The 26,292-nt window shown below is 65.0% G+C and carries 23 protein-coding genes and 2 rRNA genes (1 of these 25 only partly in view); 19 read left to right on the forward strand and 6 right to left on the reverse strand.

Annotated features, from left to right (window positions below):
- Both AC07YZ_RS24245 and rrf read left to right on the forward strand, forming a co-directional pair.
- Nucleotides 1-2,286 (forward strand): 23S ribosomal RNA (locus AC07YZ_RS24245) (it extends 593 nt beyond the left edge of the window).
- Nucleotides 2,287-2,448: 162 nt separating this feature from the next.
- Nucleotides 2,449-2,561: ribosomal RNA gene (rrf, locus tag AC07YZ_RS24250) — 5S ribosomal RNA — on the forward strand.
- Between the two features lie 108 nt (nucleotides 2,562-2,669).
- Here the strand turns inward: rrf and AC07YZ_RS24255 are convergent.
- From AC07YZ_RS24255 to AC07YZ_RS24265, 3 genes are all read right to left on the reverse strand, one after another.
- Nucleotides 2,670-3,608, reverse strand: coding sequence for an MBL fold metallo-hydrolase (locus tag AC07YZ_RS24255; protein WP_494796636.1), 939 nt, complete (start codon nucleotides 3,606-3,608; stop codon nucleotides 2,670-2,672).
- Nucleotides 3,609-3,628: 20 nt separating this feature from the next.
- Nucleotides 3,629-5,323 (reverse strand): AMP-binding protein, encoded by a 1,695-nt coding sequence (locus AC07YZ_RS24260; RefSeq protein ID WP_494796637.1) that lies wholly within the window; start codon nucleotides 5,321-5,323, stop codon nucleotides 3,629-3,631.
- A gap of 117 nt (nucleotides 5,324-5,440) precedes the next feature.
- Entirely contained in the window at nucleotides 5,441-6,175 is a 735-nt protein-coding gene (locus AC07YZ_RS24265) for an FFLEELY motif protein (protein WP_494796638.1), read from the reverse strand.
- A 167-nt stretch (nucleotides 6,176-6,342) separates the two neighbouring features.
- Here AC07YZ_RS24265 and AC07YZ_RS24270 point away from each other — a divergent pair, with 167 nt between their 5' ends.
- Nucleotides 6,343-7,278 (forward strand): esterase/lipase family protein, encoded by a 936-nt coding sequence (locus AC07YZ_RS24270; RefSeq protein WP_226490129.1) that lies wholly within the window; start codon nucleotides 6,343-6,345, stop codon nucleotides 7,276-7,278.
- Between the two features lie 128 nt (nucleotides 7,279-7,406).
- Here the strand turns inward: AC07YZ_RS24270 and hppD are convergent, their stop codons facing one another.
- The gene (gene hppD, locus AC07YZ_RS24275) at nucleotides 7,407-8,528 is read right to left on the reverse strand and encodes a 4-hydroxyphenylpyruvate dioxygenase (RefSeq protein ID WP_494796639.1); all 1,122 of its coding nucleotides are present in this window, start codon (nucleotides 8,526-8,528) and stop codon (nucleotides 7,407-7,409) included.
- Nucleotides 8,529-8,647: 119 nt separating this feature from the next.
- On the opposite strand from hppD, the gene AC07YZ_RS24280 reads away from it, so the two are divergent.
- From AC07YZ_RS24280 to AC07YZ_RS24320, 9 genes are all read left to right on the forward strand, one after another.
- On the forward strand, nucleotides 8,648-9,121 hold the full coding sequence (locus AC07YZ_RS24280; protein WP_494796640.1) for an Lrp/AsnC family transcriptional regulator: 474 nt from the start codon (nucleotides 8,648-8,650) through the stop codon (nucleotides 9,119-9,121).
- A gap of 98 nt (nucleotides 9,122-9,219) precedes the next feature.
- Nucleotides 9,220-9,957 (forward strand): GNAT family N-acetyltransferase, encoded by a 738-nt coding sequence (locus AC07YZ_RS24285; protein WP_226490126.1) that lies wholly within the window; start codon nucleotides 9,220-9,222, stop codon nucleotides 9,955-9,957.
- A 172-nt stretch (nucleotides 9,958-10,129) separates the two neighbouring features.
- The gene (locus AC07YZ_RS24290; RefSeq protein WP_226490125.1) at nucleotides 10,130-10,996 is read left to right on the forward strand and encodes a CorC family transporter; all 867 of its coding nucleotides are present in this window, start codon (nucleotides 10,130-10,132) and stop codon (nucleotides 10,994-10,996) included.
- 20 nt (nucleotides 10,997-11,016) lie between these two features.
- Nucleotides 11,017-12,849 carry an apolipoprotein N-acyltransferase gene (gene lnt / locus AC07YZ_RS24295; protein ID WP_494796641.1) on the forward strand — a complete coding sequence of 611 codons (1,833 nt, stop codon included), beginning with the start codon at nucleotides 11,017-11,019 and terminating at the stop codon, nucleotides 12,847-12,849.
- A 139-nt stretch (nucleotides 12,850-12,988) separates the two neighbouring features.
- A complete protein-coding gene (gene glyQ, locus AC07YZ_RS24300) occupies nucleotides 12,989-13,933 on the forward strand; it encodes a glycine--tRNA ligase subunit alpha (RefSeq protein ID WP_494796659.1) in 945 nt (314 codons plus the stop codon).
- A gap of 131 nt (nucleotides 13,934-14,064) precedes the next feature.
- Nucleotides 14,065-16,200: a glycine--tRNA ligase subunit beta gene (gene glyS / locus AC07YZ_RS24305; protein ID WP_494796642.1), complete on the forward strand. Its 2,136-nt coding sequence runs from the start codon at nucleotides 14,065-14,067 to the stop codon at nucleotides 16,198-16,200.
- A 37-nt stretch (nucleotides 16,201-16,237) separates the two neighbouring features.
- Nucleotides 16,238-16,831 carry a D-glycero-beta-D-manno-heptose 1,7-bisphosphate 7-phosphatase gene (gene gmhB / locus AC07YZ_RS24310; protein WP_226490122.1) on the forward strand — a complete coding sequence of 198 codons (594 nt, stop codon included), beginning with the start codon at nucleotides 16,238-16,240 and terminating at the stop codon, nucleotides 16,829-16,831.
- 76 nt (nucleotides 16,832-16,907) lie between these two features.
- A complete protein-coding gene (locus AC07YZ_RS24315) occupies nucleotides 16,908-17,651 on the forward strand; it encodes a lysophospholipid acyltransferase family protein (RefSeq protein WP_264181777.1) in 744 nt (247 codons plus the stop codon).
- A 141-nt stretch (nucleotides 17,652-17,792) separates the two neighbouring features.
- A complete protein-coding gene (locus AC07YZ_RS24320) occupies nucleotides 17,793-18,686 on the forward strand; it encodes a M48 family metallopeptidase (protein ID WP_494796643.1) in 894 nt (297 codons plus the stop codon).
- Between the two features lie 87 nt (nucleotides 18,687-18,773).
- On the opposite strand, the gene AC07YZ_RS24325 is transcribed toward AC07YZ_RS24320, so the two are convergent.
- Nucleotides 18,774-19,844 (reverse strand): MBL fold metallo-hydrolase, encoded by a 1,071-nt coding sequence (locus AC07YZ_RS24325; RefSeq protein ID WP_494796644.1) that lies wholly within the window; start codon nucleotides 19,842-19,844, stop codon nucleotides 18,774-18,776.
- A 120-nt stretch (nucleotides 19,845-19,964) separates the two neighbouring features.
- Between AC07YZ_RS24325 and AC07YZ_RS24330 the strand changes: the two genes are divergently transcribed.
- Together AC07YZ_RS24330 and AC07YZ_RS24335 are read left to right on the forward strand one after the other, a co-directional pair.
- Entirely contained in the window at nucleotides 19,965-20,384 is a 420-nt protein-coding gene (locus tag AC07YZ_RS24330; protein ID WP_226490119.1) for a MerR family transcriptional regulator, read from the forward strand.
- A gap of 50 nt (nucleotides 20,385-20,434) precedes the next feature.
- Complete coding sequence (locus tag AC07YZ_RS24335) at nucleotides 20,435-20,800, forward strand: DUF1304 domain-containing protein (RefSeq protein ID WP_494796645.1); 366 nt, start codon at nucleotides 20,435-20,437, stop codon at nucleotides 20,798-20,800.
- A gap of 13 nt (nucleotides 20,801-20,813) precedes the next feature.
- Here AC07YZ_RS24335 and AC07YZ_RS24340 read toward each other — a convergent pair whose 3' ends face one another.
- The gene (locus AC07YZ_RS24340; RefSeq protein WP_494796646.1) at nucleotides 20,814-21,251 is read right to left on the reverse strand and encodes a VOC family protein; all 438 of its coding nucleotides are present in this window, start codon (nucleotides 21,249-21,251) and stop codon (nucleotides 20,814-20,816) included.
- Between the two features lie 83 nt (nucleotides 21,252-21,334).
- Here AC07YZ_RS24340 and AC07YZ_RS24345 point away from each other — a divergent pair, with 83 nt between their 5' ends.
- The 5 genes from AC07YZ_RS24345 to aceK all read left to right on the forward strand — a co-directional run bounded on the left by AC07YZ_RS24345 (nucleotide 21,335) and on the right by aceK (nucleotide 26,290).
- Nucleotides 21,335-21,913 carry a TetR/AcrR family transcriptional regulator gene (locus AC07YZ_RS24345; protein ID WP_494796647.1) on the forward strand — a complete coding sequence of 193 codons (579 nt, stop codon included), beginning with the start codon at nucleotides 21,335-21,337 and terminating at the stop codon, nucleotides 21,911-21,913.
- 86 nt (nucleotides 21,914-21,999) lie between these two features.
- Nucleotides 22,000-22,446, forward strand: a complete 447-nt coding sequence (locus tag AC07YZ_RS24350) for a PaaI family thioesterase (RefSeq protein ID WP_494796648.1) — start codon at nucleotides 22,000-22,002, stop codon at nucleotides 22,444-22,446.
- An 84-nt stretch (nucleotides 22,447-22,530) separates the two neighbouring features.
- Nucleotides 22,531-23,712: an isovaleryl-CoA dehydrogenase gene (locus AC07YZ_RS24355; RefSeq protein ID WP_494796649.1), complete on the forward strand. Its 1,182-nt coding sequence runs from the start codon at nucleotides 22,531-22,533 to the stop codon at nucleotides 23,710-23,712.
- A 63-nt stretch (nucleotides 23,713-23,775) separates the two neighbouring features.
- Entirely contained in the window at nucleotides 23,776-24,444 is a 669-nt protein-coding gene (gene can / locus AC07YZ_RS24360; RefSeq protein WP_226490113.1) for a carbonate dehydratase, read from the forward strand.
- A 22-nt stretch (nucleotides 24,445-24,466) separates the two neighbouring features.
- Nucleotides 24,467-26,290: a bifunctional isocitrate dehydrogenase kinase/phosphatase gene (gene aceK / locus AC07YZ_RS24365; RefSeq protein ID WP_494796650.1), complete on the forward strand. Its 1,824-nt coding sequence runs from the start codon at nucleotides 24,467-24,469 to the stop codon at nucleotides 26,288-26,290.
- The last annotated feature ends 2 nt before the right edge of the window (nucleotides 26,291-26,292 follow it).

Consider the following 26,292-nt stretch of genomic DNA (forward strand, 5'->3'; position numbering starts at 1 on the left):
GGCAAGCTTAACCGAGTAGGGAAGGCGTAGGGAAACCGAGTCCGAATAGGGCGATTCAGTCGCTGGGTGTAGACCCGAAACCAAGTGATCTATCCATGGCCAGGATGAAGGTGCCGTAACAGGTACTGGAGGTCCGAACCGACTAGTGTTGCAAAACTAGCGGATGAGCTGTGGATAGGGGTGAAAGGCTAAACAAACTTGGAAATAGCTGGTTCTCTCCGAAAACTATTTAGGTAGTGCCTCAAGTATTACCGTCGGGGGTAGAGCACTGTTTTGGCTAGGGGGTCATGGCGACTTACCAAACCAAGGCAAACTCCGAATACCGACGAGTACAGCTTGGGAGACAGAGCACCGGGTGCTAACGTCCGGACTCAAGAGGGAAACAACCCAGACCGCCAGCTAAGGTCCCTAAAATTGGCTAAGTGGGAAACGAAGTGGGAAGGCTAAAACAGTCAGGATGTTGGCTTAGAAGCAGCCATCATTTAAAGAAAGCGTAATAGCTCACTGATCGAGTCGTCCTGCGCGGAAGATGTAACGGGGCTAAGCCAGTTACCGAAGCTGCGGATTTGCAATTTATTGCAAGTGGTAGGAGAGCGTTCTGTAAGCCTGTGAAGGTGTCTTGTAAAGGATGCTGGAGGTATCAGAAGTGCGAATGCTGACATGAGTAGCGTTAAAGGGGGTGAAAAGCCCCCTCGCCGTAAGCGCAAGGTTTCCTACGCAACGTTCATCGGCGTAGGGTGAGTCGGCCCCTAAGGCGAGGCAGAGATGCGTAGCTGATGGGAAACAGGTCAATATTCCTGTACCGATTACAAGTGCGATGTGGGGACGGATCTTAATAGGTTATCCGGCGGTTGGATGTGCCGGTTTAGACAGATGTAGGCGACACGTAGGCAAATCCGCGTGTCATATACCGAGGCTGTCGATCGAGCGAGCTTGCTCGCGAAGTAACTGAACGAGGTCCCAGGAAAAGCCACTAAGCTTCAGCTTGTAATTGACCGTACCGCAAACCGACACTGGTGCGCGAGATGAGTATTCTAAGGCGCTTGAGAGAACTCTGGAGAAGGAACTCGGCAAATTGACACCGTAACTTCGGAAGAAGGTGTGCCCTAGTAGTGTGATGAGAACATCTGAGCACGAATGGGTTGCAAAAAATTGGTGGCTGCGACTGTTTATTAAAAACACAGCACTCTGCAAACACGAAAGTGGACGTATAGGGTGTGACGCCTGCCCGGTGCTGGAAGATTAATTGATGGGGTGCAAGCTCTTGATCGAAGTCCCAGTAAACGGCGGCCGTAACTATAACGGTCCTAAGGTAGCGAAATTCCTTGTCGGGTAAGTTCCGACCTGCACGAATGGCGTAACGATGGCCACACTGTCTCCTCCAGAGACTCAGCGAAGTTGAAATGTTTGTGATGATGCAATCTCCCCGCGGAAAGACGGAAAGACCCCATGAACCTTTACTGTAGCTTTGTATTGGACTTTGAACAGATCTGTGTAGGATAGGTGGGAGGCTTTGAAGCAGGGTCGCTAGATCTTGTGGAGCCAACGTTGAAATACCACCCTGGTGTGTTTGAGGTTCTAACCTAGGTCCATTATCTGGATCGGGGACAGTGCATGGTAGGCAGTTTGACTGGGGCGGTCTCCTCCCAAAGTGTAACGGAGGAGTTCGAAGGTACGCTAGGTACGGTCGGACATCGTGCTAATAGTGCAATGGCATAAGCGTGCTTAACTGCGAGACTGACAAGTCGAGCAGATGCGAAAGCAGGACATAGTGATCCGGTGGTTCTGTATGGAAGGGCCATCGCTCAACGGATAAAAGGTACTCTGGGGATAACAGGCTGATACCGCCCAAGAGTTCATATCGACGGCGGTGTTTGGCACCTCGATGTCGGCTCATCTCATCCTGGGGCTGTAGCCGGTCCCAAGGGTATGGCTGTTCGCCATTTAAAGAGGTACGTGAGCTGGGTTTAAAACGTCGTGAGACAGTTTGGTCCCTATCTTCCGTGGGCGCTGCAGATTTGAGGAAGCCTGCTCCTAGTACGAGAGGACCGGAGTGGACGCACCTCTGGTGTACCGGTTGTCACGCCAGTGGCATTGCCGGGTAGCTAAGTGCGGAAGAGATAAACGCTGAAAGCATCTAAGCGTGAAACTCGTTCCAAGATGAGATCTGCCGGGGCCTTGAGCCCCCTAAAGAGTCGTTCAAGACCAGGACGTTGATAGGTCAGGTGTGGAAGCGCAGCAATGCGTTAAGCTAACTGATACTAATTGCTCGTGCGGCTTGACCCTATAACTTTGACGTTTGTCGTCAGAGTGGATGTCATGTTTATGCCCTTGTGGTCATGATCAAACGATCTGACCATGATCGTTGGCAGCAATCAAAATAGCTGATTCGATACTCTATGAATTCGTTCAGGCTGTGCGCGTGCACAGCCAGGACAACAAGTTATGCCTGACGACCATAGCGAGGTGGTACCACTCCTTCCCATCCCGAACAGGACAGTGAAACGCCTTTGCGCCGATGATAGTGCGGGTTCCCGTGTGAAAGTAGGTCATCGTCAGGCTCTTACAAGCCCCCCAAACCCCCTCGTACCTCGTGTACCTGGGGGTTTGGGCTTTTTGGGTTTTGTTATTTCTGCCCCATTGCCAGCGGCCGAAGCGTCAGATGGGGTTCAAGCATTGATGACCCGAGTGCCTTGAATGTGCAGTGCTCTGCTGCGCTCCAGCTCGGCCAATAGATCGTCCAGCCACGCTTGCTCTTCCAGATGGTCGCGACGCTCGGATGGCATGGATGCACACAGATAGGGTGTATTTCTTGCCCAGGCCAGTAAATCTTCCCGCTCAATGGATTGCCACTCGAGCAATCTGAACTTGATGAGCACTTTGATTGCATGTCGATGGTGTTTGGCTGGTGCGTTGACAAATTGGTGAAGTCGGGTTCGTGCGCGTGCAAGCGCTGCCTCAATGTCCTGAAATGGCTGGCCATGACCGGGAATGACGGTCTCTGGCTGGAGGGTTTCAATCGTGTCCAACGTCTGAGCGACTTCGTCAAATGCGGCCACGCCCTCCAGTTCGGGAAACACCACGCCAAATCCGTTGTTCCATAGAGCGTCTGCGGAGATCAGCAATCTCATGGCAGGTTGAAACAGAATGATGGAATGAGGGTCATGCCCTTTGGCCGCATGGATCTCCCAATCGAGGGAGCCAAGTCGCACCGTGGATCCAGGCCTTAATAGGCCTTGCTGGGTGAACCTGGGGCACTCTTGCCCCGTGGTGGCATACGTCAGCGCAACGGTGTCCCAGCGATCGACGGCATCGGCCTGCCCCGGGGGAATCCAGGTCTGCAGGGCCGGGTAGCGCTCCTGGAGCGCTGCGTTGCCACCACAGTGGTCGCTGTGCAAGTGGGTGTTGAGCAGCAGATCCAGTGTGGAGTGCCCAAGGGACTGGCTCACGAGTGCCACGGTCTGCTGGGCATGGCTGCCATACCCGGAGTCGATCAGGGCACTGGGTCCATCGCCCTGCAGCAGGACGTTGTTCGCCGAGAGCCAGCCGCGCTCGAAAACGGTGACGCCCGCAGCAGCGAACACATTGGAAATGGCCGGCCGGCTCATGTGCAAGCCATGGCGAGCATTCAGTTCACCGCCCGCAGGGCACGTCGCAGGATCTTGCCGACGTTGGTTTTCGGCAATTCATCCCGGAACTCGATGTACTTGGGCCGCTTGTAGCCCGTGAGGTTGTCGTGGCAGTAGCGGGCCACGTCTTCCTCACGCAAGCTGGCGTCGCTTCGGACCACGAAAACCTTGATCGCCTCCCCTTGTTTGGCGTCTTCGACGCCGATGGCGGCGCATTCCAGCACGCCCGGGCACAAGGCAATGACGTTTTCCAGTTCGTTGGGGAAGACGTTGAAGCCCGAAACCAGAATCATGTCCTTCTTGCGATCCACGATGCGGGTGTATCCGCGCGGGTCCATGATGCCCACGTCGCCGGTGCGCATGAAGCCATCGGGTGTGAATGCTCGGGCGGATTCTTCGGGTTGGTTGTGGTAGCCGGTCATCACGTTGGGCCCCCGAATGCAGATCTCACCGGCTGTGCCTTGGGGGAGGTCGTTTCCTTCGTCGTCCTTGATGGCGATGGTGATGCCCGGTAGCGGCAGGCCGATGGTGCCACTGAACTCGCGGTTGGTCACAGGGTTGTTGGTGCCGATGGCACAGGTCTCGCTCATGCCCCAGCCTTCGATCATGGGGCAGCCCGTGATCGCCAGCCAGTCTCTGGCCGTGGCCTCGGACGCTGCCATGCCACCGGCCTGGGACAACGCCAGACTGGAAAAGTCGAGCTGGCGAAACTGTGGGTTCTGCAACAGTGCGTTGAACAGGGTGTTGACGGCGGGCAGGAGGTGGAACGGACGGCGCTTGAGTGTCGCCACGAACTGAGCGACGTCGCGTGGGTTCGGGATCAGCGTCATATGGGCGCCCCAGCGCATGGTCAACAGGCTCAAGGTGAGTGCGAAGATGTGATACAGCGGTAGGGCCGCGACGGCGTTGGTGTTGTGTATTTCTCCCACGCGCGCCAGGGCTGGTTGGAACCAGGCATCGGCTTGCAGGACGGCGGCAACGATGTTGCGATGCGTCAGCACCGCGCCCTTCGACAAGCCGGTGGTGCCACCGGTGTATTGCAGGAAAGCCACCGAATCGAGGGTTGCCGTACTGGGTTTGAGCGTGAGTGTGGCTCCCTCTGCCAGCGCATGGCGAAAGCTGACAATGGTGCGGGGGCCCAGCGGACCGCTCTTCGCCAGCTTGTAGGCGGGTACCATCTTCGCCAGGTGGCGCACCGCGAAGCTGAGCCAGCGGCCATACCAGAAGCCCAGCAGGTCGCCCAGGCTGGCCACCACCACATGCTGAACGGCGGTGTGGTCGATGACGGCTTCCAGCGTGGTGGCGAAGTTCTCCAGAATGACGATGGCTTCTGCGCCGCTGTCTTTGAGCTGGTGTTCAAGCTCGCGGGCGGTGTACAGCGGGTTCACGTTGACGACGGTGTAGCCCGCCCGCACGATGGCCGCCATCGCCACCAGAAACTGCGGCACGTTGGGCAGCATGACGGCAACCCTTGCGCCCGCAGGCAGTCCGCGCGCCTGCAGCCAGGCGCCCAGGGCGGCGCTGTGGTGGTCCAGTTCGCCATAGGACATCCAGCGTTCCATGCAGACCGATACGGGGCGGCGCGCGTTCTTGCGCAGCGATTCTTCGAGCAGCACGGCCAACGAGCGGACCTGTTCGGGCTCGACGTCGTGCGGAACACCGGGAGGGTAGTGGGACAGCCAGGGTGCGTTCATGAGAGCCGGGGCGGAATCGTTGTGGATCGCGCCATTCTGGCGGACCCCCTTTTCGCGGCACACAGGGCCAGCCCTAGGGTGCTGTCGCCCAAAGCTCAGGCCAGATCGTCGCACGACTCAGGCTCGGGCGAGCTCGCTGCTCAATCCCCGCTGGCAAACCGCGAGGTCTTCCTCGAACAGCCGCTCGATCCAAAGGCTCTCCCGTTGAGCAATGGTGGCCAGAAACGGTGTGGCGTCGCCCAGAACGCCAAAGGCCTCGAACCCGTCTTCCAGAAACTGTTGCAGTGCCGAAAGACCGGCGGCCTGGGCGGGGCGGCGCATCAGCTTGAGCGCGATCAACAGGGACTTCATGCGGGTCAGGCGTTGCAGCTCCCGGCCCATGTGTTGCACCACCGCCAGTTGCCGCTCGCGTTGGGGGCGTTCCCCCGTGCGCCGCCAACTGAGGATGTAGCGCTCGGCCGCGGGCATTCCGGGATCCAGGGCCAGCCAGTGGTGCGCCAACTGCTGGTCCAGCGTCTCTGTGAGGGCATGGGTTTCTGCCATGTCCACCGCCAGCTGGGCCACCGCTTCGGGAAACAGCCGTTCGATGGCTCCGGCGATGCGGCCGAACTGTTCGTCGCGTTGGGTGAAGTCGTGCTCGCCGTACAGCTCTTCCAGAAAGAAGCGGGTCGCTGCGCCATAGCTGGGGTGGGACAGCCAGTCGGCATAAGTCCCCCGAAAGCGTCGTGCCTGCAGCTGCTTGACCTCGTGCACCGCCTGGGCCAGGCCGGCGGTGTGGGCTTGTTCACGCAGGTGCGTGACCCTGGCCAGATGGGCCCGGATCTGTTCTGCGGCGGGGTGGGTGTGGCTCATGGCGCGACCAGTCTAGCCGTGCGAGGGCACTGGAGGCATAGAGACATGGCTCTAGCCAGGACCGTGCGCCACGTCGCTGCACGTGCGATAGTCCAAAAATGACTCAGAACCCCCAACCCCTGCACGACCGGTCCGCCCTTGGGCGCGCTCCTTCACGTCTGGCGCGGATGCAGCAGACCATTGTGCTCACCACCGTGGCCTTGGTGGTGGTTTGGGGCTGGCTGACGTGGGAACGGTCGCCGTTTTTGGCGCTTGCAGGGGCGGCGGTGCTGGTGTTTGGCTATGCGATCGTGCTCGCGGTGGAGTTCCTTGCCGTGGCCGGTGTCAACCAGGGGGACCCGGCGCCGCGCGCGAGCGCCGCAGAGCTGGTGGGGGCCTGGTGGCAGGAGGTGCGGGTGGCGCCGCAGGTGTTTTCTTGGCGCCAGCCGTTTCGCTGGCGCTGCCTGCCGGATGACGAGGCGACTCAGGCGGTCGGCGATACGGGGCCTGCGGTGGTGTTTGTTCACGGCTTCGTGTGCAACCGCGGTCTGTGGTTGCCGTGGATGCGCGAACTGCGCGCCCTGGGCGTGCCCTACACCTCGGTCAATCTGGAGCCGGTGTTCGGCTCCATCGACGACTACGTGCCGCTCATCGAAGACGCCGTGTGCCGCGCCCAGGCCCTGACCGGACAGCCGCCGCTGCTGGTCTGTCACAGCATGGGTGGCCTGGCGGCACGCGCCTGGCTGGCCGCCATGCCCGATGCGGGCGCGCGGGTCCGTCATGTGGTGACCATCGGCAGTCCACACACCGGCACCTGGCTCGCGCAATTCAGCCGGGTGACTAACGGGCGCCAGATGCGGCGGGACAACGGGTGGTTGCGGGGCCTGCAGCAACGCGAAGCCCAGAAGGCGCCGCAAGCCACCTACGCCGGGTTCACCTGCTGGTACTCGAACACCGACAACATCGTCTTCCCGGCGTCCACCGCCACGCTGCCCGGGGCCGACAACCGCCTGGTCATCGGCGCGGCGCACGTGGCGATGGCGTTCCACCCCGAGGTGGTGCGCGGGTCGCTGGCGTTGCGCACATCGACCGCGAACCCATCGGGCGAGCGCGCGGTTTCCTAGTCCATGGGTCAGAGCGACAGGCCCGGCACCGCCGCGATCTTGTACGGGATCGCCGGCGCTGAAGCCCGGTGATCCCGCTGCTCAGGGTGGCCCGCGAACGACCGGGCCGGCCACACCGCCGGTGGCGGTCAGGCCTTCAGCACGCCGCGGCGCATCTGGTCGAGCTCCATGCTCTCGAACAGCGCCTTGAAATTCCCCTCGCCAAAGCCCTGGTTGCCTTTGCGTTGGATGAACTCGAAGAAGATCGGGCCCAACTGGTTCTCACTGAAGATCTGCAGCAGCAGCTCGCCCGGATGGCCGTCCACCAGAATGTTGCGCTGCTGGAGTTCGGCCACATTCTCTCCATGGCCGGGGATGCGTTTGTCCAGCAACTCGTAATAGGTGTCACCCGTCGCCAGCAGCTTCACGCCGCTGAGTTCCAGCGCGTCCACCGTGGCCGGCAGGTCGGTTGAGCCCAGGGCGATGTGCTGGATGCCCTCGCCGTGGTAGCGGTCCAGGTACTCCTGGATCTGGCCGGCCTTGTCGTTGCCTTCTTCGTTGATCGGGATGCGGATCTTGCCGCAGGGGCTGGTCATGGCCTTGCTTTTGATGCCGGTCTGCTGGCCTTCCAGGTCGAAGTAACGCACCTCGCGGAAATTGAAGATGCGCTCGTAGAAGCCGGCCCACTCGGCCATGCGACCGCGGTGCACGTTGTGCGTCAGGTGGTCGATGACGGTCAGGCCATGGCCGACCGGGTTCAGCTCGGCGCCGGGCAGGGGGTAGAAGTCGACGTCGTAGAAGCCGATGTTGCCGATCTCGCCTTCCTTCGCGCCGTTCTTGCCGCGCCAGCGGTCGATGAAATAGATGATCGAGTCGCCGATGCCCTTGATGGCCGGGATGTTCAGCTCGCCCGGGCCTGCGGTGTGCGCGTAGCCCCAGGCGCCGAGCGAAATGGCGCGCTCGTACGCAGCTTTGGCGTCCTGCACGCGGAACGCGATGGCGCAGACGCTGGGGCCATGCAGGCGGGCAAAACGCTGGGCGAAGCTGTCGGGCTCGGCGTTGATGATGAAGTTGATCTCGCCCTGGCGGTACAGCGTGACGGCCTTGTGGCGGTGCTTCGCGATCGGCTTGAAGCCCATGCGTTCGAACAGGGCTCCCATCGCGACGGGGTCGGGTGCGGCGTATTCGATGAACTCGAAGCCGTCGGTGCCCATGGGATTGGCCCATTCGGTGGCATCGGCGGTCGCGGAAAGGGGCAAGGCAGCGTTCATGGTTGTCTCCGTGTGGGGAAGAAAGTGATCCGCCACTGTATCGGCGCAGGTTGTCACGATTCCAGCGTTTTGGGGCGTACCGTTTGTCCTTTTCGCAAGAATCCTGCTAAATTCAAAATATGCAAGCACTTGACAAGCTCGACCGCCACATCTTGCGCAGTCTCCAGGCCGATGGCCGGGCGACCTACGAACTCATCGCCGAGGCCGTGGGTCTGTCGCCCAGCGCGGTGTTGCGCCGGGTGAAGCGGCTGGAGGACGCGGGCGTGATCGACCGGTACGTGGCCCTGGTGAAACCCGAGGCCGTGGGCCTGGGGCTCACAGCCTATGTGAACGTGCGGCTGGAAAAACACGCCGAGAGCGCCAAGCGCAACCCGATGGACCAGTTCCGCGCCAGCGTGCTGGGCTGGCCCGAGGTGGTGGAATGCGCGGCGCTCACCGGCGAGATGGACTTTCAGTTGCGGCTGGTGGTGGCCGACATGGCCGCGTATTCGCGCTTCATGATGGACACCTTGCTCAAACACCCCAGCGTGCAGGACTGCAAGACCAGTTTCGTGATGGACCGCGTGAAGAGCACCACCGCCTTGCCGCTGTAAAGGCCCCCTGGCAAAGGCCTCTCACCCTTCCGTCGGGTTGTGGGGTCATTCGTGAGCCATGTCCTTGTCGATATAGGGAAAACCCTTATATTCCCCGCATGCTCAACCCCGCTTCCTGGTTCAAGTCGGCCCCGCCCGCTGCGCGGGCGCCGCTGGCCGCGCCCGCGCCGACGCGCGACGAACCCAAAGCCACCTCCGCGCCGGGCACGGGTTCGGTGGTGGTGCCCATCCGCTCCATCGGCCCCGGGCAGATCGAGCACATCGCCGCCCATCTGCTGGCGCTGGAGCCGCACGACCGCTACCTGCGTTTCGGCTACGCCGCGAACGACGAGCAGATCCGCCGCTACGTGCACCAGCTGAACTTCGAGCGCGACGAGCTGGTTGGCATCTTCAACCGCAAGCTGAAACTGATCGCCATGGCGCACCTGGCCTTTTCGGTGGACCCGAGCTGCACCAGCTGCGCCGAGTTTGGTGTTTCGGTGGCCCGGGCGGCGCGTGGCCGGGGGTACGGCCGCCGCCTGTTCGAGCGCGCGGTCATGCACGCCCGCAACGAAGGCGTGAGCCAGCTGTTTGTCCATGCCCTGACGGAAAACACCGCCATGCTCAAGATCGCCCGGCGTGCCGGCGCGCTCATCGAGCGCGATGGCCCGGAAAGCGAAGCCCACTTGCGCCTGCCGCCGGCCGACTTTGATTCGCGTGTGACCGAACTGGTCAACCAGCAGGTCGCCATCACCGATTACCACCTCAAGGCCCAGGCCAAACAGTTCTGGAGCGTGCTGGGCCTGCTGCAGGAAATCCGCCAGGGCGTTCGGGAAGCGCGAGAACGGGTGCGATAAGCCCCAGCGCCGCTGACTCGGCTTCCCCCTTGGAAGGGGGACCACGCGAGCGGCCCGGCGAAGCCGGTTCCGTCGCGTGTGCTGGCCTGGGCCATCCCTGATTCCGCAGGCTGTGGCCCACGTCATGCGCATGCGGTATCCTTTGCCGCTGTCTCAACCAACCCTTTCCCCCGTGGCCGACAACCCTCCCAGTAGTGGGCCGCAGCGCAGCCTGCGGCACGAAGACAAACGCGGTTTCCTGCAAAAACTCGCGGAATTCATTCACCCCGGGCCGGACTCCAAGGACGAGCTGATCGAAACGCTCGCCGACGCCGAGGACAACGACATCATCAACGCCGAGTCGCGCGTGATGCTCGAAGGCGTGATCCGCATCGCCGACATGTCCGCCGGTGACGTGATGGTGGCGGCCCCGCGCATGGATGTGCTCAACATCGATGCGCCCTACGACGAGCTGCTGCACCAGGTCATCGACACCGCGCACTCGCGCTTTCCGGTGTACGAGGGTGACACCGAGAACATCATCGGCATTCTGCTGGCCAAAGACCTGCTCAAACTGCAGCGCGCGCCCGAACTCAATATCCGCGCCCTGCTGCGCCCGGCCACCTTCGTGCCCGAGAGCAAGGGCCTGAACGACCTGCTGCGCGAGTTCCGCGGCAACCGCAACCACCTCGCCATCGTCATCGACGAGTTCGGCCGTGTGGCCGGCCTCATCACCATCGAGGACGTGCTGGAAGAAATCGTCGGCGAGATCGAAGACGAATTCGACGTGGCCGAAGACGAGGGCGACATCTTCGCCCTGGCCGACAGCACCTGGCGCGTGAGTGGCGACACGCCGGTCGAACGCATCAACGAGTCCTTTGGCCTGAAGCTGCCCGAGGTCGATTTCGACACCATCGGCGGCCTGATCGCGCACACCATGGGCCACGTGCCCAAACGCGGCGAGTTCCACGAAATCGAGCACCTGCGCTTTGTCGTGCTGCACACCAAGGGTGGCGCGGTCAAGTGGTTCAAAGTGATGACGCTCCCTTCGGGCGAGTGAGCCCTCCGGACTCACATCCCATGCGCAGTCTGTTCGGCAACCTGCACACGCCTTCGAGTTTCTCTCCCCTCAGTGGCCAGCCGCCGGGCCGCCCGGCGCGCGGCAGCGGCCTGGGGTGGTTGCTGGTCTGCGTGCTGGCCGGCGTGCTGCAGGCCGCGTCGCTGACCTGGCCCCTGGCGGGTTGGAGCGTGCCGGGCCTCACGCCGGGGCAACCCAGCGGTTGGCTGCAGATCGCCAGCCTGGCCCTGCTGGTGCTGGCGCTGCAGCACGCGGGGGGCGCCCGCGCCGCCGCCTGGCGGGGCTGGCTGTTTGCCACCGCCTGGCTGGTGGGTACTTTCTGGTGGCTGTTTGTTTCCATGCACACCTACGGGGGGCTGGCGGCTTGGCTGGCCGCGCTGGCGGTGCTGGCGCTGGCGGCGTTTCTGGCGCTGTACTACGCGCTGGCGGCGGCGCTTCTGGTGGCCTGCGCGCCGCGCTCGCGCAGCGCGCAGGCGGTCCTTTTCGCCGCGGTATGGACCCTGGCCGAACTGGTGCGCGGGCGCTGGCTGACCGGTTTTCCCTGGGGCGCCGGGGGCTATGCGCAGGTGGACCTGATGGCCGCCTGGGCGCCCTGGGTGGGCGTGTACGGCATGGGCGCGCTGGCCGCCCTGCTGGCCTATGCCCTGGCCTCGCTGTTGACCGGCCTGGGCAACCAGGCCCAGCGCTGGTTGCTCGGCCCGGCGCGCCAGCCCGCGCCGGGGCGTCGCCCGGGGGGACGGCGCCTGTCGGCGGGGCAGCCCGGGCTGGTGGGTTCGTGGCTCGGCCTGCTGTTGTTGGGCGCCCTGCTGCTCAGCCTGTTCGCGGGCGAGCGCTGGCGCGACCTGGGGCAACGCGGCACGGCGGCCAGCGGGGAGCTGCGCGTGTGGCTGCTACAAGGCAACATTCCCCAGGACCAGAAGTTCGAGCCGGGTACCGGCCTGGCGCAGGCGCTGAACTGGTATCCGCAGCAGATCGCGGAGGCCACGCGCGCGGGTGCCGACGCCCCGCAACTGGTGGTGGCGCCCGAGACCGCCATTCCCCTGCTGCCCCGGCAACTGGGCGTGGAATTCTGGCAACCGCTGTTGGGGGGGCTGGCGCGGCAGTCGGGGGCTCAGCCGGTCGGCGCGATGGTGGGCCTGCCTCTGGGCAGCTACGAGCAGGGCTATACCAATTCCGCCTGGGGCATCTCGCCCGAGTCAGCGGCGCGCGCGCTCGCCGCCACCGAAAAGACCTTGCCGGCCGAACCCGGCTTTCACCGCTACGACAAACACCACCTGGTGCCGTTTGGCGAATTCGTGCCCCCGCTGTTCCGCTGGTTCATCGACCTGATGCGCATCCCGCTGGGCGATTTCGACCGGGGCGGGCTCGCGCAGGCACCCTGGGCCTGGGCCGGGCAGCGCCTCGCCGCGAACATCTGCTACGAAGACCTGTTTGGCGAAGAGCTGGCCGCCGCGTTTGGCGACCCCGCCCGCGCGCCCACCGTGCTGGTCAACCTGAGCAACATCGGCTGGTTTGGCGACACGGTCGCCATCGACCAGCACCTGCAGATCTCCCGCCTGCGTGCGCTGGAACTGGGGCGGCCCATGCTGCGCGCCACCAACACCGGCGCCACCGCCGTGATCGATCACCGCGGCGTGGTCACGCACCAGCTGCCACGCCTGACGCGCGGGCGCCTCGCGGCCACAGTGCAGGGCCGCAGCGGCCTCACGCCTTACGCCCTGTGGGCCTCGCGCTGGGGGCTGTGGCCGTTGTGGGGGCTGTGTCTGGCCGTGGTGGCGTTGGCCGCGCTGCGGCGCCGCTCCGGCGCCCGCGGGCACCGCGCCCGGGCGGCGTAGGCGTTCGCGCCCGCACCCGTAAAATCAGCCCCTTGTGCGAGCGCCCGGTCGTGGCCGTTGGCCGCCCGCCAGCCCGGCGATCCCGCCCCGTTTGTTCCCGCTTTTCCGGACCCGGCCCCCAGGCCGGGGCATGCCGACCATGTTGACCTTCCAGCAAATCATTCTGAAACTGCAGTCCTACTGGGACGCCCAGGGCTGCGCGCTGCTGCAGCCCTACGACATGGAGGTCGGCGCCGGCACCAGCCACACCGCCACCTTCCTGCGCGCGCTCGGCCCCGAGCCCTGGAAGGCCGCCTACGTGCAGCCCAGCCGCCGCCCGAAAGATGGCCGCTACGGCGAGAACCCCAACCGCCTGCAGCACTACTACCAGTACCAGGTGGTGCTGAAGCCCGCACCCAGCAACATCCTGGAGCTGTACCTGGGCTCGCTCGAAGCCCTGGGCTTCGACCTGAAGAAGAACGACATCCGCTTCGTGGAAGACGACTGGGAGAACCCCACGCTCGGCGCCTGGGGCCTGGGCTGGGAGGTGTGGCTCAACGGCATGGAGGTCACGCAGTTCACCTATTTCCAGCAGGTCGGCGGCATCGACTGCAAACCCATCACCGGCGAGATCACCTACGGCCTGGAGCGCCTGGCCATGTACCTGCAGGGCGTGGACAACGTCTACGACCTGGTGTGGACCCAGGGCGCTGATGGGTCCAAGCTGAGTTATGGTGATGTGTACCTGCAGAACGAAAAGGAACAGTCGGCCTACAACTTCGAGCACGTCGACGTGGAGTTTTTGCTAGGCAATGTTGAGAAAGGTATCCCCGGTGCATTTGCGAGTCACGAGAAACAGGCCAAGCATCTGATGGAGCAGCAGCTGGCGCTGCCGGCCTACGAGCAGGTCCTGAAGTGCGCCCACAGCTTCAACCTGCTGGACGCGCGTGGTGCCATCAGCGTGACCGAGCGCGCCGCCTACATCGGCCGCATCCGCAACCTCGCGCGCGGCGTGGCCCAGAGCTATTACGAGAGCCGCGAGCGCCTGGGCTTCCCCATGGCGCCGCGCGAGTGGGTGGCGCAGATGGACAAGAAAGCCGCCTGACATGGCCCACCCCCGAAGCGCTTTCAGCGCCTCCCCCTCCAGGGGGCTCCACCAGCGGCCCGGCAGCGCCGGTTCCGCGGTGGTCCAGGCCTGAGCCCGCGTGCCCGCAGAATGCGCAACGAATCAGCATCATGAGTCAACAAAAAAACCTCCTCGTCGAACTGTTTGTGGAAGAGCTGCCGCCCAAGGCGCTCAAGAAGCTGGGTGACGCCTTTGCCGGCGTGCTGTTTGAGCAACTCAAGGCCCAGGGCCTGACCGCCGCCGACTCGGCCTTGACGCCCTTCGCCTCGCCGCGCCGCCTGGCCGCGCACGTGACCGCCGTGGCCGAGCGCGCCGCCGACAAAGCCGTGTCGCAAAAGCTCATGCCGGTGAGCGTGGGTCTGGACGCGAACGGCCAGCCCACGCCCGCGCTGCTCAAGCGCCTGGGTGCGCTGGGCGCCGACGCCTCGGCCGTGGCCGGCTTGAAGCGCGCGCCCGACGGCAAGGCCGAAGCGCTGTTTTTTGACAGCGTGCAACCCGGTGTGGACCTGGCCGTGGGCCTGCAGAAGGCGCTGGACGAGGCCATTGCCAAGCTGCCCATCCCCAAGGTGATGAGCTACCAGCTCGAAACCGATTGCGAACTCCCCGGCTGGAGCAGCGTGCACTTCGTGCGCCCGGCGCACGGCCTGGTGGCGCTGCACGGCGGCAGCGTGGTGCTGGTGAAGGCGCTGGGCCTGACGGCCGGCAACGCCACCCAGGGCCACCGCTTCGAAGCGGCCAAGTCGCCCGTGCTGCTGGCCGACGCCGACAGCTACGCCCAGACCCTGCTGACCGACGGCTCGGTGATCGCCAGCTTCAACGACCGCCGCTTCGCCATCGTGCAGCAGCTGGCCCAGGCCGCCGAGCGCCTGGGCCCGGGCTTCGAGGTGCTGATGGACGAGGCCCTGCTGGACGAAGTGACCGCGCTGGTCGAGCGGCCGAATGTGCTCACCTGCGGCTTCGAGGAGCAGTTCCTGGAAGTGCCGCAGGAGTGCCTGATCCTCACGATGAAGGCCAACCAGAAGTACTTCCCGCTGGTCGACACCCACGGCAAGCTGACCAACCGGTTCCTCGTGGTCAGCAACATCAGCCCGGACGATGCGAGCGCGGTGATCGGCGGCAACGAGCGCGTGGTGCGCCCGCGCCTGGCCGACGCCAAGTTCTTCTTTGACCAGGACCGCAAGAAGACACTGAAGGATCGCGTTGAAGGCCTGGGCAAAGTGGTCTATCACAACAAACTGGGCACGCAGGGCGAGCGCGTGGAGCGCGTGCGCGCGATCGCCCGCGCCATCGGCGAGCAGCTGGGCGGCGCCACGCTGGCCGCCAGCGCCGACACCGCCGCGCAACTGGCCAAGACCGATCTGCTGACCGACATGGTGGGCGAGTTCCCCGAGCTGCAGGGCATCATGGGCGGCTACTACGCGCGCCACGATGGCCTCTCCGAAGACATCGCCTTCGCGATCGAAGACCACTACAAGCCACGTTTCGCCGGCGACGAGCTGCCACGCACCCAGACCGGTGTGGTGGTGGCGCTGGCCGACAAGCTGGAGACGCTGGTCGGCATGTTCGGCATCGGCAACCTGCCGACCGGTGACAAGGACCCGTTTGCGCTGCGGCGGCATGCGCTGGGGGTGATCCGGATGTTGGTGGAAAAGGATCTGCCACTGGATTTGTCAGAGTTGCTCCTTTCGGCATTCAAGGCTTTTCCTTTCGAAATCTCGATGTATCCGGCGGAGAACATCAAGTTGGTTCAGTCGTTCTTGTTTGACAGGCTCGCTGGATCGCTTCGCGAGCAGGGCGCCAGTGCGCAGGAGGTGGACGCTGTGCTGGCTTTGCGCCCGCAGCGCCTGGGTGAAGTGTCGAAGCGTCTGCAGGCCGTGCGCGCCTTCGCCGCGCTGCCCGCTGCCGCCGCGCTGGCCGCGGCCAACAAGCGCATCGGCAACATCCTCAAGAAATCCGAAGGCGAGGGCGCGGCGGTGCAGGCGTCCCGCTTGGTGGAGCCCGCCGAAAAGGACTTGTTCGCCGCCATGCAGGCCACCGTGCCGGCGGCCGACGCCGAGTTCGCCAACGGCGACTACACCGCCTCGCTGATGACGCTGGCTGCGCTGCGCGCGCCGGTCGATGCCTTCTTCGATGGCGTGATGGTCAACGCCGACGACCCGGCGCTCAAGGCCAACCGCCTGGGCCTGCTCAAGTCGCTGCACGAAGCGATGAACCGCGTGGCTGATCTCTCCAGGCTCGCGGCCTGATCGCCAACCCCACCGTCGCTGCCCCACGGAGCACCGCATGAAACTGCTGATCCTCGACCGCGATGGCACCCTCAACCGCAGCCGCGACGACCACGTCGCGTCGCCCGAGGAGTGGGAGGCGCTGCCCGGCGCGCTCGAAGCCGTGGCTCGGCTGAACCACGGGGGCTGGCGGGTGGTGCTGGCCACCAACCAGTCGGGCATCGGCCGCGGCCTGTTCGACATGGCGTCGCTCAACGCCATCCACGCCAAGATGCACCGCCAGCTGGCGGCGGTGGGCGCGCGCGTGGAAGCGGTGTTCTTCTGCCCGCACGCCCCGGAAGACGCCTGCCACTGCCGCAAACCCGAGCCGGGCCTGTTCGATCAGATTGGGGACCGCTTTGGCGTGCCCTTGCACGAGGTGCCGGCGGCGGGCAACGCGGTGCGCCATGTGCAGGCGGCCGCAGCGGCCGGCTGCCCGACCCACCTGCTGCTGACCGGCAAGTCCGAGCACCTGCGCGGACGCACCGGCCTGGGGGCCGACGCCGATCTGGCCGTGCTGGTCCCCGATCTGCCGCCCGGCACCCACCTGCACGACGACCTGCCGGCCTTCGCCGACTGGCTGCTGGCGCAGGATGCCGTGGCACCCGACTGAGCGACCGGGAGCCATTCACCAGGCCCGCACGCCCCATCAACACCACACCCCCGCTTCTGAACCCATACTGCTCTCCATGATCGTCATCAACTTCCTGCGCGCCGTTCTGCACCTGTTGTTCATGGTGGTGACCGTGATCCCGTGGGCGCTGGCGGTGGTGGTGGCCGCGCCGTTCATGAAGCCCGAGCGCATCTACTGGATGTGCGCGCGCTGGCTCAAGCTGGCGGTGGACGGCGGCACGGTGATCCTGGGCATCCACAACCGGGTGATCGGGTTCGAGAACCTGCCGGTGGGCGCCACGGCGCCCGCGGTGCTGCTGGTCAAGCACCAGTCGCTCTGGGAGACCTTCAGCATGGCCGCGCTGATGCCGCACCCGCTGGCTTTTGTCTTCAAGAAGGAACTGCTGAAGGTGCCGTTCTTCGGCTGGGCCATGGCGCGCATGGACATGATCCACATCGACCGCGCCGACGGCGCGCGCGCTTTCGCCAAGGTGGTGCAGCAGGGGCAGCGTTTGCTGGACCAGGGCACCTGGGTGATCATGTTTCCCGAAGGCACGCGGATTGAGCGCGGCCAGAAGGGCACCTACAAGAGCGGCGGCACCCGGCTCGCGATCCGCACCGGGGCGCCGGTGATCCCGGTGGCCGTGACCTCGGCCAAATGCTGGCCGCGCAAGGCCTTCATCAAGAAGCCCGGTGTGGTGGAGTTCTCCATCGGAAAACCGATTCCCAGCCAGGGCCGAAAGCCCGATGAGCTGATGCTGGAGGTGGAGAACTGGATCGAGGCCGAAATGCGGCGCCTTGACCCGGAGGCGTATACGTGACCACCCCCTTGCTGGACGAGCCCACCCCCGCGCCGCGCTTGCAGCGCGTCACCCCCTCAAGGGGGCGATGCGAGTGGCCCGGCAAAGCCGGTTCCACCGCATCCTGGTTGCGGACATCTCGCTCGGGGTGGGACTGAGTCCATGCAGCGCTTTGTTCAGCTGGCGCTGGATTTCCTGACCGGGCCTGAGCCCGTGCCGCAGCCCAGGCCGCCCGCGCCCGTGGCGAGGCCGCGGCCCGATGCGCCCCCCGCCGAGCCGCTGAACCAGGTGTTCCAGCCCGGTACCTGGCACCACCCGCGTGCCAACCGGCTGCTGCGGCTGGACAGCTGCGAGGTGGCCTACGAATTCAAGCGCGGCAAGCGCCGCACCATCGGGCTGTCGGTGGGGCCCGACGGCCTGAGCGTGAGCGCGCCGCGCTGGACGCCGGTGGGCGAGGTCGAGGCGCTGCTGCACGACAAGGCCGGCTGGGTGCTGGAAAAACTGCGCCGGGCCCGCGAGCGCGCGGGTGAGCTGGAGCGCTCGCGCACGGTCTGGGCCGATGGCGCCGAGCTGGACTTTCTGGGCCAGCGCTTGCGGTTGATGCTGGACCCCGCGCACGGCTTCGCGCAGGTGGGGGCGGTGCTGGAACCCGCCGCCGATGGGCCGGGCACGCTGCGCCTGGGGCTGGCGGGCAACGCCAGCGAAGCGCAGATCCGCGATGCCGCCCAGGCCTGGTTGATGCGCCAGGCCAAGCGCGTGTTCGCCGAGCGGCTCGACCTGTTCGCGCCGCAGCTCGGTGTGCGCTACGAGAAGCTGCGCCTGTCCAGCGCCGGCACGCGCTGGGGCAGCGCCAGCGCCGACGGCACCATCCGCCTGAACTGGCGCCTGATCCACCTGCGCATGGACATGGTGGACTACGTGGTGGTGCACGAGCTCAGCCACCTGCGCCACATGGACCACAGCCCGCAGTTCTGGGACGTGGTGGCCAGCGTGATGCCGGATCACCTGGAGCGGCGACGCGCGCTCAAGCGGGCGGCGGTGCCACTCGGGGAGTGAGCGACGCAGGTTTCCGTTCGGGCTGAGCTTGTCGAAGCCCTCGGCCCCGCGGGACGCAAAGCCCTTCGACAGGCTCAGGGTGAACGGTTAGACAGCGCTGAATCGCCAGATCCCTTGCGCATCGCGTTCCCGCCGCACCTGTCCGGCAAACCGCAGCCGGTGCAGATGCGCCACCGCTTCGCCCATGGCGAAGGTGGTCTGGTGCAGGTCCAGCTCGCGCTGGAACAGCACGGGAATCGCGTCCGCGCCGCTGATGGGGCTGGTGCGGCAGGCGTCGAGCAGTTCGGCCAGGCGTTCGGTGTGGTGGTCTTTCAGCTGCTGGACGCGTTCGTGCAGCCCGGTGAAGGGCTTGCCGTGCGAGGGCAGCACCAGCGTGGCCTCGGGCAGCGGCAGGTATTTGTCGAGCGACTCCAGAAACAGCAGCAGCGGGTCGCTCTCGGGTTCCACGTCGTACACGCTCACGTTGGTGCTGATGCGCGGCAGCACCATGTCGCCGCTGATGAGCAGCCGCAGCTCGTCGCCATACAGCGCGATGTGCTCCGGCGCGTGGCCGTGGCCGCTGATGCAGCGCCAGGCGCGCCCGCCGATGGACACGGTCTGTCCGTCCATCAGGCGGCGGTAACTCGGGGGAACGGCCGGCACCATGCTGGGGTAGTAGCTCGCCCGGCCCCGGATTTTTTCCAGGCTGTCGGGGTCGGTCAGGCCGTGCGACGCGAAAAAGTCCGCCGCGCTCGCGCCGCCGAAACCGGTGGTGCTCTGCGAACCGATGCGCGCCGAGTTGTAGTCGGTGGCACTGATCCACAACATGCACGACCACCTCTCGCACAGCCAGTGCGCCAGCCCGATGTGGTCCGGGTGCATGTGGGTGACGATCACGCGCAGGATGGGCAGGCCGTCGAGCTCGTTCGCGAAGATCTGCTCCCACTGCGCTTTCGAGCGCTCGTGCGTGATGCAGCAGTCCACCACCGTCCAGCCCTCGCGGCCGTCCAGCGCATCGCGCAGCAGCCAGAGGTTGATGTGGTCCAGCGCAAACGGCAGCGCCATGCGGATCCACTTCACGCCGGGCGCCACGGAGAGCGTGTGGCCGGCTTCGGGCAGCACGTCGCCCAGCGGATAGTGCAGGCGGGCTTCGAGCTGCTCTCGGGTGGGTGGATTCATGCGGTGTGGATTCCGTTAAGATGCCGTCGACTGACGTTGACGTAAACGTCAATATGCAGGGCATTCTACGGAGCGGGGTCCCGATCCGGTGTCCGCCAGTCGACAAGACCCCACCCTTCCATGGCGAGCAACCCGACCTACACCATCAGCGATCTGGCCCGCGAGTTCGACCTGACCACGCGCGCGATCCGCTTTTACGAAGACATGGGCCTGCTGCAACCGCAGCGCGAAGGCCCGGGCGGGCGCAACCGCGTCTACAGCGCGCGCGACCGCACCCGCCTGAAGCTCACGCTGCGCGCCAAGCGCCTGGGGCTGTCGTTGACCGAGGCCAAAGAGATCATCGACATGTACGACAGCCCGCGCGACACCGGGCCGCAGCTGCGCAAGTTCCTCACCGTGCTGGCCGACCACAAGCGCCAGCTCGAAGAGCAGATGGCCGATCTGGTGGCCAACCTCGACGAGGTGAAGGTGCACGAAAAAGAGGCGCGGGCGCTGCTGGCCAAGGTGGAGAAGACGCTCAAGCCCGGCCAGCCGGTCTGACGCGGGGGCAGCGCTGCTACGATGGCGGCCCCCCCTTTGCAGGACTTTCCATGCCACTCATCGCCAGCATCGTCATCGGTCTTGTCGCGCTCTTGCACATCTACTTTCTGGTGCTGGAGATGTTCCTGTGGGACAAGCCGGCCGGCCTGAAGGCCTTCGGCAACACGCCGGAGAAGGCCGCGCTCACCAAGGTGCTGGCGGCCAACCAGGGGCTGTACAACGGCTTCCTGGCCGCGGGCCTGGTCTGGGGGCTGCTGCTGGGTCCCGATGGCTTCGGGGTGAAGGTGTTCTTCCTGGGCTGTGTGCTGGTGGCCGGCCTGTACGGCGCGGTCACCGCCAGCCGCAAGATTCTCTTTGTGCAGGCCTTGCCGGCGGCGGTGGGCCTGGTGCTGGTGTATCTCGCGCGCGCTGCCTGAAGGAGCGGCCGCCTCAAGCGGCGCCGCCTGTGGCCGCCCCTTCGGCGTACTGGCGCAGGAAGGCTTCGCTCGGCGGGATCGGCTGGATGACGTCGATCATCACGCCATTCGGGTCCTGCACGATGAAGTGGCGCTGGCCGAAGTCCTCGTCGCGCAGCGCCAGCAGCATGGGCAAGCCCTGCGCGACGGCGCGCTGGTATTCGGCGTCCACGTCATCCACCTCGAAGTTGAGCAGCAAGCCGCTGGCCTGCTGGCCGCGCGCCACCACGGGGATGGTGGCGTGGTCGCGGTCGAGGACGGCCAGATTGACCGATGCGTCTTCGGTGGACTGCAGGTGGACGTACCAGTTGCTGTCGAACTGGCGGATGAAGCGGAAATGCGTTTCGTAGAAGCGGGCGGTCTCGGCCACGCGGTCGGTCATGAGAACGGGGTAGTACTGCGTCGATTTCATGGCAGGGCTCCGGTGTGAAAGTGACATACAGTCTGTATGTAATTTCAATATAACATACAGACTGCACGTATGAAATGACCGCCATGAACCGTCGATCGCAAGAAGAACGCACCGAAACCACGCGGGCCGCGCTGATGTTGGCCGCGCGGGGGCTGTTCGAGGAGCGCGGCTACGCCGGCACCGGCACGCCCGAGATCGTGGCGACGGCGAAGCTGACGCGCGGCGCGCTCTACCACCACTTCACCGACAAGGCCGAGCTGTTCGAGGCCGTGGCGCGGCAGGTGGCGCAGGAGGTGGCGGACGAGATCGCCCGCCAGACCGCCGGGCACACCGACCCGGTGGAGGCCTTGATGGCCGGCGCTCAGGCCTATTTCGCGGCCATGGCTGGCCGTGGCCGGGCCCGCCTGCTGCTGCTGGAGGCGCCCGCCGTGCTCACGGCCGATCGGGTGATGGCGCTGAGCGATCTGGCCGGTTTCCAGGCCCTGCAGGAAGGTCTGCGGCAGGCGCTGCCGGCGGCGGGCGCTGGGCTGCCGTTGCGTGAACTGGCGGTGTTGCTGTCGGCCATGTTCGACCGCGCGGCGCTGGCCATGGCCCGGGGCGAGGCCGTCGCGCCGTATGAGAAGGCCACGCGCCTGCTGCTCTCAAGGCTGGTCGCGGCCTGAGGTTGCTCCTCGGGGGCTTTTCGGTGGGATCGACATTCGGTCATAATTGACGTTTACGTAAACGTAAATCAAAAAATCGACCCGCCATGACAGACCCTACCCCCGATCACGAGGCCCTGCGCCAGCGCGTGCAGGCCAGCCTGGAGCGCCAGGGCATGATGGTGCAATTGGGTGTGCGCCTGCTGGCCGTCGCGCCGGGCACGGTCACGCTGGGGCTGCCGTATTCGGACCGTGTGACGCAGCAGCAGGGCGGCTTTCACGGCGGCGCCATGGGCGCGCTGGCCGACATCGCCGGCGGCTACGCGGCGTTGACCGTGGCGCCCGAGGGCATGGAGGTCACGACGGTGGAATACAAGATCAACTTCCTCGCGGCCTTCCAGGGCGGTGAGTTGCAGGCCACGGGCCGCGTCACCAAGGCCGGCAAACGCATCATCGTGACCGCCGCCGAGGTGGTGCACGTGGCGGCGGACGGCCGGCGCGCGGACTGCGCGGTGATGCAGCAGACACTGGTGCCGGTGCCCAAGACCTACTGATATTCGTGACCTCCCAAGCCCTCACCCCAACCCTCTCCCAGAGGGAGAGGGCATGAACCCCCAAACCCCCTCAGGAGACCCTCCATGAACAACCTGCCCGGCCTCAATTTCCAGCTCGGTGAAGACATCGACGCCCTGCGCGACGCGGTGCGCGAATTCGCGCAGGCCGAGATCGCGCCCCGCGCCGCCGAGATCGACAAGAGCGACCAGTTCCCCATGGACTGCTGGCGCAAGATGGGCGAGCTGGGCGTGCTCGGCATCACCGTGCCCGAGCAGTACGGCGGCGCCAACATGGGCTACCTCGCCCACATGGTGGCGATGGAAGAGATCAGCCGCGCCAGCGCTTCGGTGGGCCTCTCTTACGGCGCGCACAGCAACCTGTGCGTGAACCAGATCAACCGCAACGGCACGCCCGAGCAGAAGGCGAAGTACCTGCCCAAGCTGATCAGCGGTGAACACGTGGGCGCGCTGGCCATGAGCGAGCCCGGCGCCGGCTCCGACGTGATCAGCATGAAGCTGAAAGCCGAAGACAAGGGCGGCTATTACCTGCTCAACGGCAACAAGATGTGGATCACCAACGGCCCCGACGCCGACACCCTGGTGGTCTACGCCAAGAGCGAGCCCGAGATGGGCGCGCGCGGCGTCACCGCCTTCCTGATCGAGAAGGGCATGAAGGGTTTCAGCATCGCGCAGAAGCTCGACAAGCTGGGCATGCGCGGTAGCCACACCGGCGAGCTGGTGTTCCAGAACGTCGAGGTGCCGGCCGAGAACATCCTGGGGGGTCTGAACATGGGCGCCAAGGTGCTGATGAGCGGGCTGGACTACGAGCGCGCCGTGCTCACCGGCGGGCCGCTGGGCATCATGCAGTCGGTGATGGACAACGTGATCCCCTACATCCACGACCGCAAGCAGTTCGGCCAGAGCATCGGCGAGTTCCAGCTGATCCAGGGCAAGGTGGCCGACATGTACACCGTGCTGCAGGCCGCGCGCAGCTTCGCCTACACCGTGGCCAAGAACCTCGACCTGCTGGGCACCGACCACGTGCGCCAGGTGCGCAAGGACTGCGCCTCGGTCATCCTCTGGACGGCCGAGAAGGCCACCTGGATGGCGGGCGAGGGCGTGCAGATCTACGGTGGCAACGGCTACATCAACGAGTACCCGCTGGGCCGTTTGTGGCGGGACGCCAAGCTGTACGAGATCGGCGCCGGCACATCGGAAATCCGCCGCATGCTGATCGGCCGCGAGCTGTTTGCCGAGACCTGCTGAACCACCGAGTGAAACGGCCTTGCCTGACAATGGCCAGGTTGTTCAACCACTTCCGATTGCCCCATGAGTTCAACGCTGCAAGACCTGTTTGACCACAACCGCGAATGGGCTGCGGCCATGGTTCGCGAGAAGCCCACCTTCTTCACCGATCTGCTGGCCCAGCAAAGCCCACAGTACATGTGGATCGGCTGTTCCGACAGCCGCGTGCCGGCCAACCAGATCACCGGCCTGGCCCCGGGCGAGGTGTTCGTGCACCGCAATGTGGCCAACGTGGTGGTGCCCACCGATCTGAACTGTCTGTCCACCATCCAGTTCGCGGTGGACCAGTTGCAGGTGAAACACCTGATGGTGGTGGGCCACTACGGTTGCGGCGGCGTGAAGGCCGCGCTGAACGACACCCGCGTGGGCCTGGCCGACAACTGGCTGCGCCACATCAAGGACGTGCGCGACCGCCACGCCGCGCTCATCGCGGCCACGCCCGAGGACTTCCGGGTCGAGGTGCTGTGCGAGCTCAACGCCATCGAGCAGGTGATGAACGTGGCCCAGACCACCGTGGTGCAGGACGCCTGGGCGCGCGGCCAGGCGCTCACGCTGCACGCCTGGGTCTACGCCCTGAGCGACGGCCTGCTGCGTGACATGCTGATGACGGTGGACGGCGCTGGTGGGCTGGAGTCCATCTACCAGGCCGCCTTGGCTGGCGTGGCCGCCAAGCGCCGGGACACGGCCGCCTGAGCTTGCCGAAACAAGGCCCGGCATGTTCCCCCAGCGACTCGATTCCACGGTGGCCTACGACATCGCCAAGGCGATGATGGACGGCTTCAACCGGCACTACCGGCTGTTCCGCACCGAGTCGGCCCGCGCCAAACACCGCTTCGAGACGCGCGACTGGCGCGGTCAGCAGCGCGCGCAGCGCGAGCGCATCGAGTTCTACGACCTGCGCGTGAACGAATGCGTGATGCGGCTGCACAAGGAGTTCAAGGCCGACGAACGGACCATGGACGTGTGGGAACAGGTCAAGCTGCACTACATCGGCCTGCTGGTGAACCACCACCAGCCCGAGCTGGCCGAGACTTTTTTCAACTCGGTCTGCACCAAGATCCTGCAGCGCGCGTATTTCCAGAACGACTTCATCTTCGTGCGCCCGGCCGTGTCCACCGAGTACATCGAGAACGACGAACCGCGCGCCCTGCCCACCTACCGCTGCTATTACCCGACCGCCGACAACATGGAGGCCGAGGTGCTGCGCATGATCGCGGACTTCGACCTGCGCGTGCCGTTCGAAGACCTCGCGCGCGACGCCCATCTGGTGCTCGAAGCCATGAAGCCGCACTTCGACCACGTGAAGCTGCGCGCCAACTTCCAGTTTCAGGTGCTCTCGGGCCTGTTCTTCCGCAACAAGGGCGCCTACGTGGTCGGCAAGATCATCAACGGCTTCCAGGAAGTGCCGTTCGCCCTGCCCATCCTGCACAACGAGCAGGGCCAGCTGGTGGTGGACGCGGCGCTGTTCGGTGAAGACGACCTGCTGATCCTCTTCAGCTTCGCGCGGGCGTACTTCATGGTGGACATGGAAATCCCGAGCGCCTACGTGCAGTTCCTGCGCAGCATGATGCCGCGCAAGCCGCGCGCCGAGTTCTACAACGCGCTCGGCTTGGCCAAGCAGGGCAAGACGCTGTTCTACCGCGACTTCCTGTTCCACATGCGGCATTCCACCGACAAGTTCCGCATCGCGCCCGGCATCAAGGGCATGGTGATGCTGGTGTTTGATCTGCCGAGTTTTCCGTTCGTGTTCAAGGTCATCAAGGACTTCTATCCGCCGCAGAAGGACACCACGCGCGAGCAGATCCGCGACAAGTACCTGCTGGTCAAGCAGCACGACCGCGTGGGCCGCATGGCCGACACGCTGGAGTTTTCCGAGGTGGGTTTCCCGCGCGAGCGCTTCACCGACGAACTGATCGCCGAGATCCAGAAGTTCGCGCCCAGCCAGCTGGAGATCAGCGACCGCAACGGGGACGGGGACATCGAGGTGATCGTCAAGCACGTCTACATCGAGCGCCGCATGATTCCGCTCAACATCTATCTGCAGGAAGCGTTCGATGCGCTGCAGGCCCGGGCCGACGATCCGTTCGCGCACGCCCAGCTGGAACGCGCGGTGGTGGAGTACGGCAACGCCATCAAGGACCTGGTGGCCGCCAACATATTCCCCGGCGACATGCTGTGGAAGAACTTCGGCATCACGCGCCACGGCAAGGTGGTGTTCTACGACTACGACGAGATCGAATACATCACCGACTGCAATTTCCGCCGCGTGCCGGCGCCGCGCAACGAGGAAGACGAGATGTCGGGCGAGATCTGGTACTCGGTGGGCCGGCACGACGTGTTCCCCGAAACCTTCGGCCCTTTCCTGCTGGGCAACCCGAAGGTGCGCGAGGTGTTCATGAAACACCACGCCGATCTGCTCGACGCGGCGTTCTGGCAGTCGCACAAGGAACGCATCGCCGCCGGCCACGTGTACGACGTGTTCCCCTACGAGCGCGACCGGCGCTTTCACATCCAGGCCGACAAAGCACTTCTCGACTGACT

The sequence above is a fragment of the Hydrogenophaga sp. GW101-3F08 genome, assembly GCF_059424585.1.

Coding starts and splice junctions, on each gene's coding strand:
- AC07YZ_RS24350 (WP_494796648.1), top strand. CDS start 22,000: ATGACAGACCCTACCCCCGATCACGAGGCCCTGCGCCAGCGCGTGCAG.
- can (WP_226490113.1), top strand. CDS start 23,776: ATGAGTTCAACGCTGCAAGACCTGTTTGACCACAACCGCGAATGGGCT.
- AC07YZ_RS24280 (WP_494796640.1), top strand. CDS start 8,648: ATGCAAGCACTTGACAAGCTCGACCGCCACATCTTGCGCAGTCTCCAG.
- AC07YZ_RS24330 (WP_226490119.1), top strand. CDS start 19,965: ATGGCGAGCAACCCGACCTACACCATCAGCGATCTGGCCCGCGAGTTC.
- AC07YZ_RS24270 (WP_226490129.1), top strand. CDS start 6,343: ATGCAGCAGACCATTGTGCTCACCACCGTGGCCTTGGTGGTGGTTTGG.
- AC07YZ_RS24345 (WP_494796647.1), top strand. CDS start 21,335: ATGAACCGTCGATCGCAAGAAGAACGCACCGAAACCACGCGGGCCGCG.
- AC07YZ_RS24320 (WP_494796643.1), top strand. CDS start 17,793: ATGCAGCGCTTTGTTCAGCTGGCGCTGGATTTCCTGACCGGGCCTGAG.
- AC07YZ_RS24265 (WP_494796638.1), bottom strand. CDS start 6,175: ATGAGCCACACCCACCCCGCCGCAGAACAGATCCGGGCCCATCTGGCC.
- glyS (WP_494796642.1), top strand. CDS start 14,065: ATGAGTCAACAAAAAAACCTCCTCGTCGAACTGTTTGTGGAAGAGCTG.
- AC07YZ_RS24340 (WP_494796646.1), bottom strand. CDS start 21,251: ATGAAATCGACGCAGTACTACCCCGTTCTCATGACCGACCGCGTGGCC.
- AC07YZ_RS24260 (WP_494796637.1), bottom strand. CDS start 5,323: ATGAACGCACCCTGGCTGTCCCACTACCCTCCCGGTGTTCCGCACGAC.
- AC07YZ_RS24325 (WP_494796644.1), bottom strand. CDS start 19,844: ATGAATCCACCCACCCGAGAGCAGCTCGAAGCCCGCCTGCACTATCCG.
- AC07YZ_RS24255 (WP_494796636.1), bottom strand. CDS start 3,608: ATGAGCCGGCCGGCCATTTCCAATGTGTTCGCTGCTGCGGGCGTCACC.
- AC07YZ_RS24285 (WP_226490126.1), top strand. CDS start 9,220: ATGCTCAACCCCGCTTCCTGGTTCAAGTCGGCCCCGCCCGCTGCGCGG.
- aceK (WP_494796650.1), top strand. CDS start 24,467: ATGTTCCCCCAGCGACTCGATTCCACGGTGGCCTACGACATCGCCAAG.
- hppD (WP_494796639.1), bottom strand. CDS start 8,528: ATGAACGCTGCCTTGCCCCTTTCCGCGACCGCCGATGCCACCGAATGG.
- gmhB (WP_226490122.1), top strand. CDS start 16,238: ATGAAACTGCTGATCCTCGACCGCGATGGCACCCTCAACCGCAGCCGC.
- AC07YZ_RS24315 (WP_264181777.1), top strand. CDS start 16,908: ATGATCGTCATCAACTTCCTGCGCGCCGTTCTGCACCTGTTGTTCATG.
- AC07YZ_RS24355 (WP_494796649.1), top strand. CDS start 22,531: ATGAACAACCTGCCCGGCCTCAATTTCCAGCTCGGTGAAGACATCGAC.
- AC07YZ_RS24335 (WP_494796645.1), top strand. CDS start 20,435: ATGCCACTCATCGCCAGCATCGTCATCGGTCTTGTCGCGCTCTTGCAC.
- lnt (WP_494796641.1), top strand. CDS start 11,017: ATGCGCAGTCTGTTCGGCAACCTGCACACGCCTTCGAGTTTCTCTCCC.
- glyQ (WP_494796659.1), top strand. CDS start 12,989: ATGTTGACCTTCCAGCAAATCATTCTGAAACTGCAGTCCTACTGGGAC.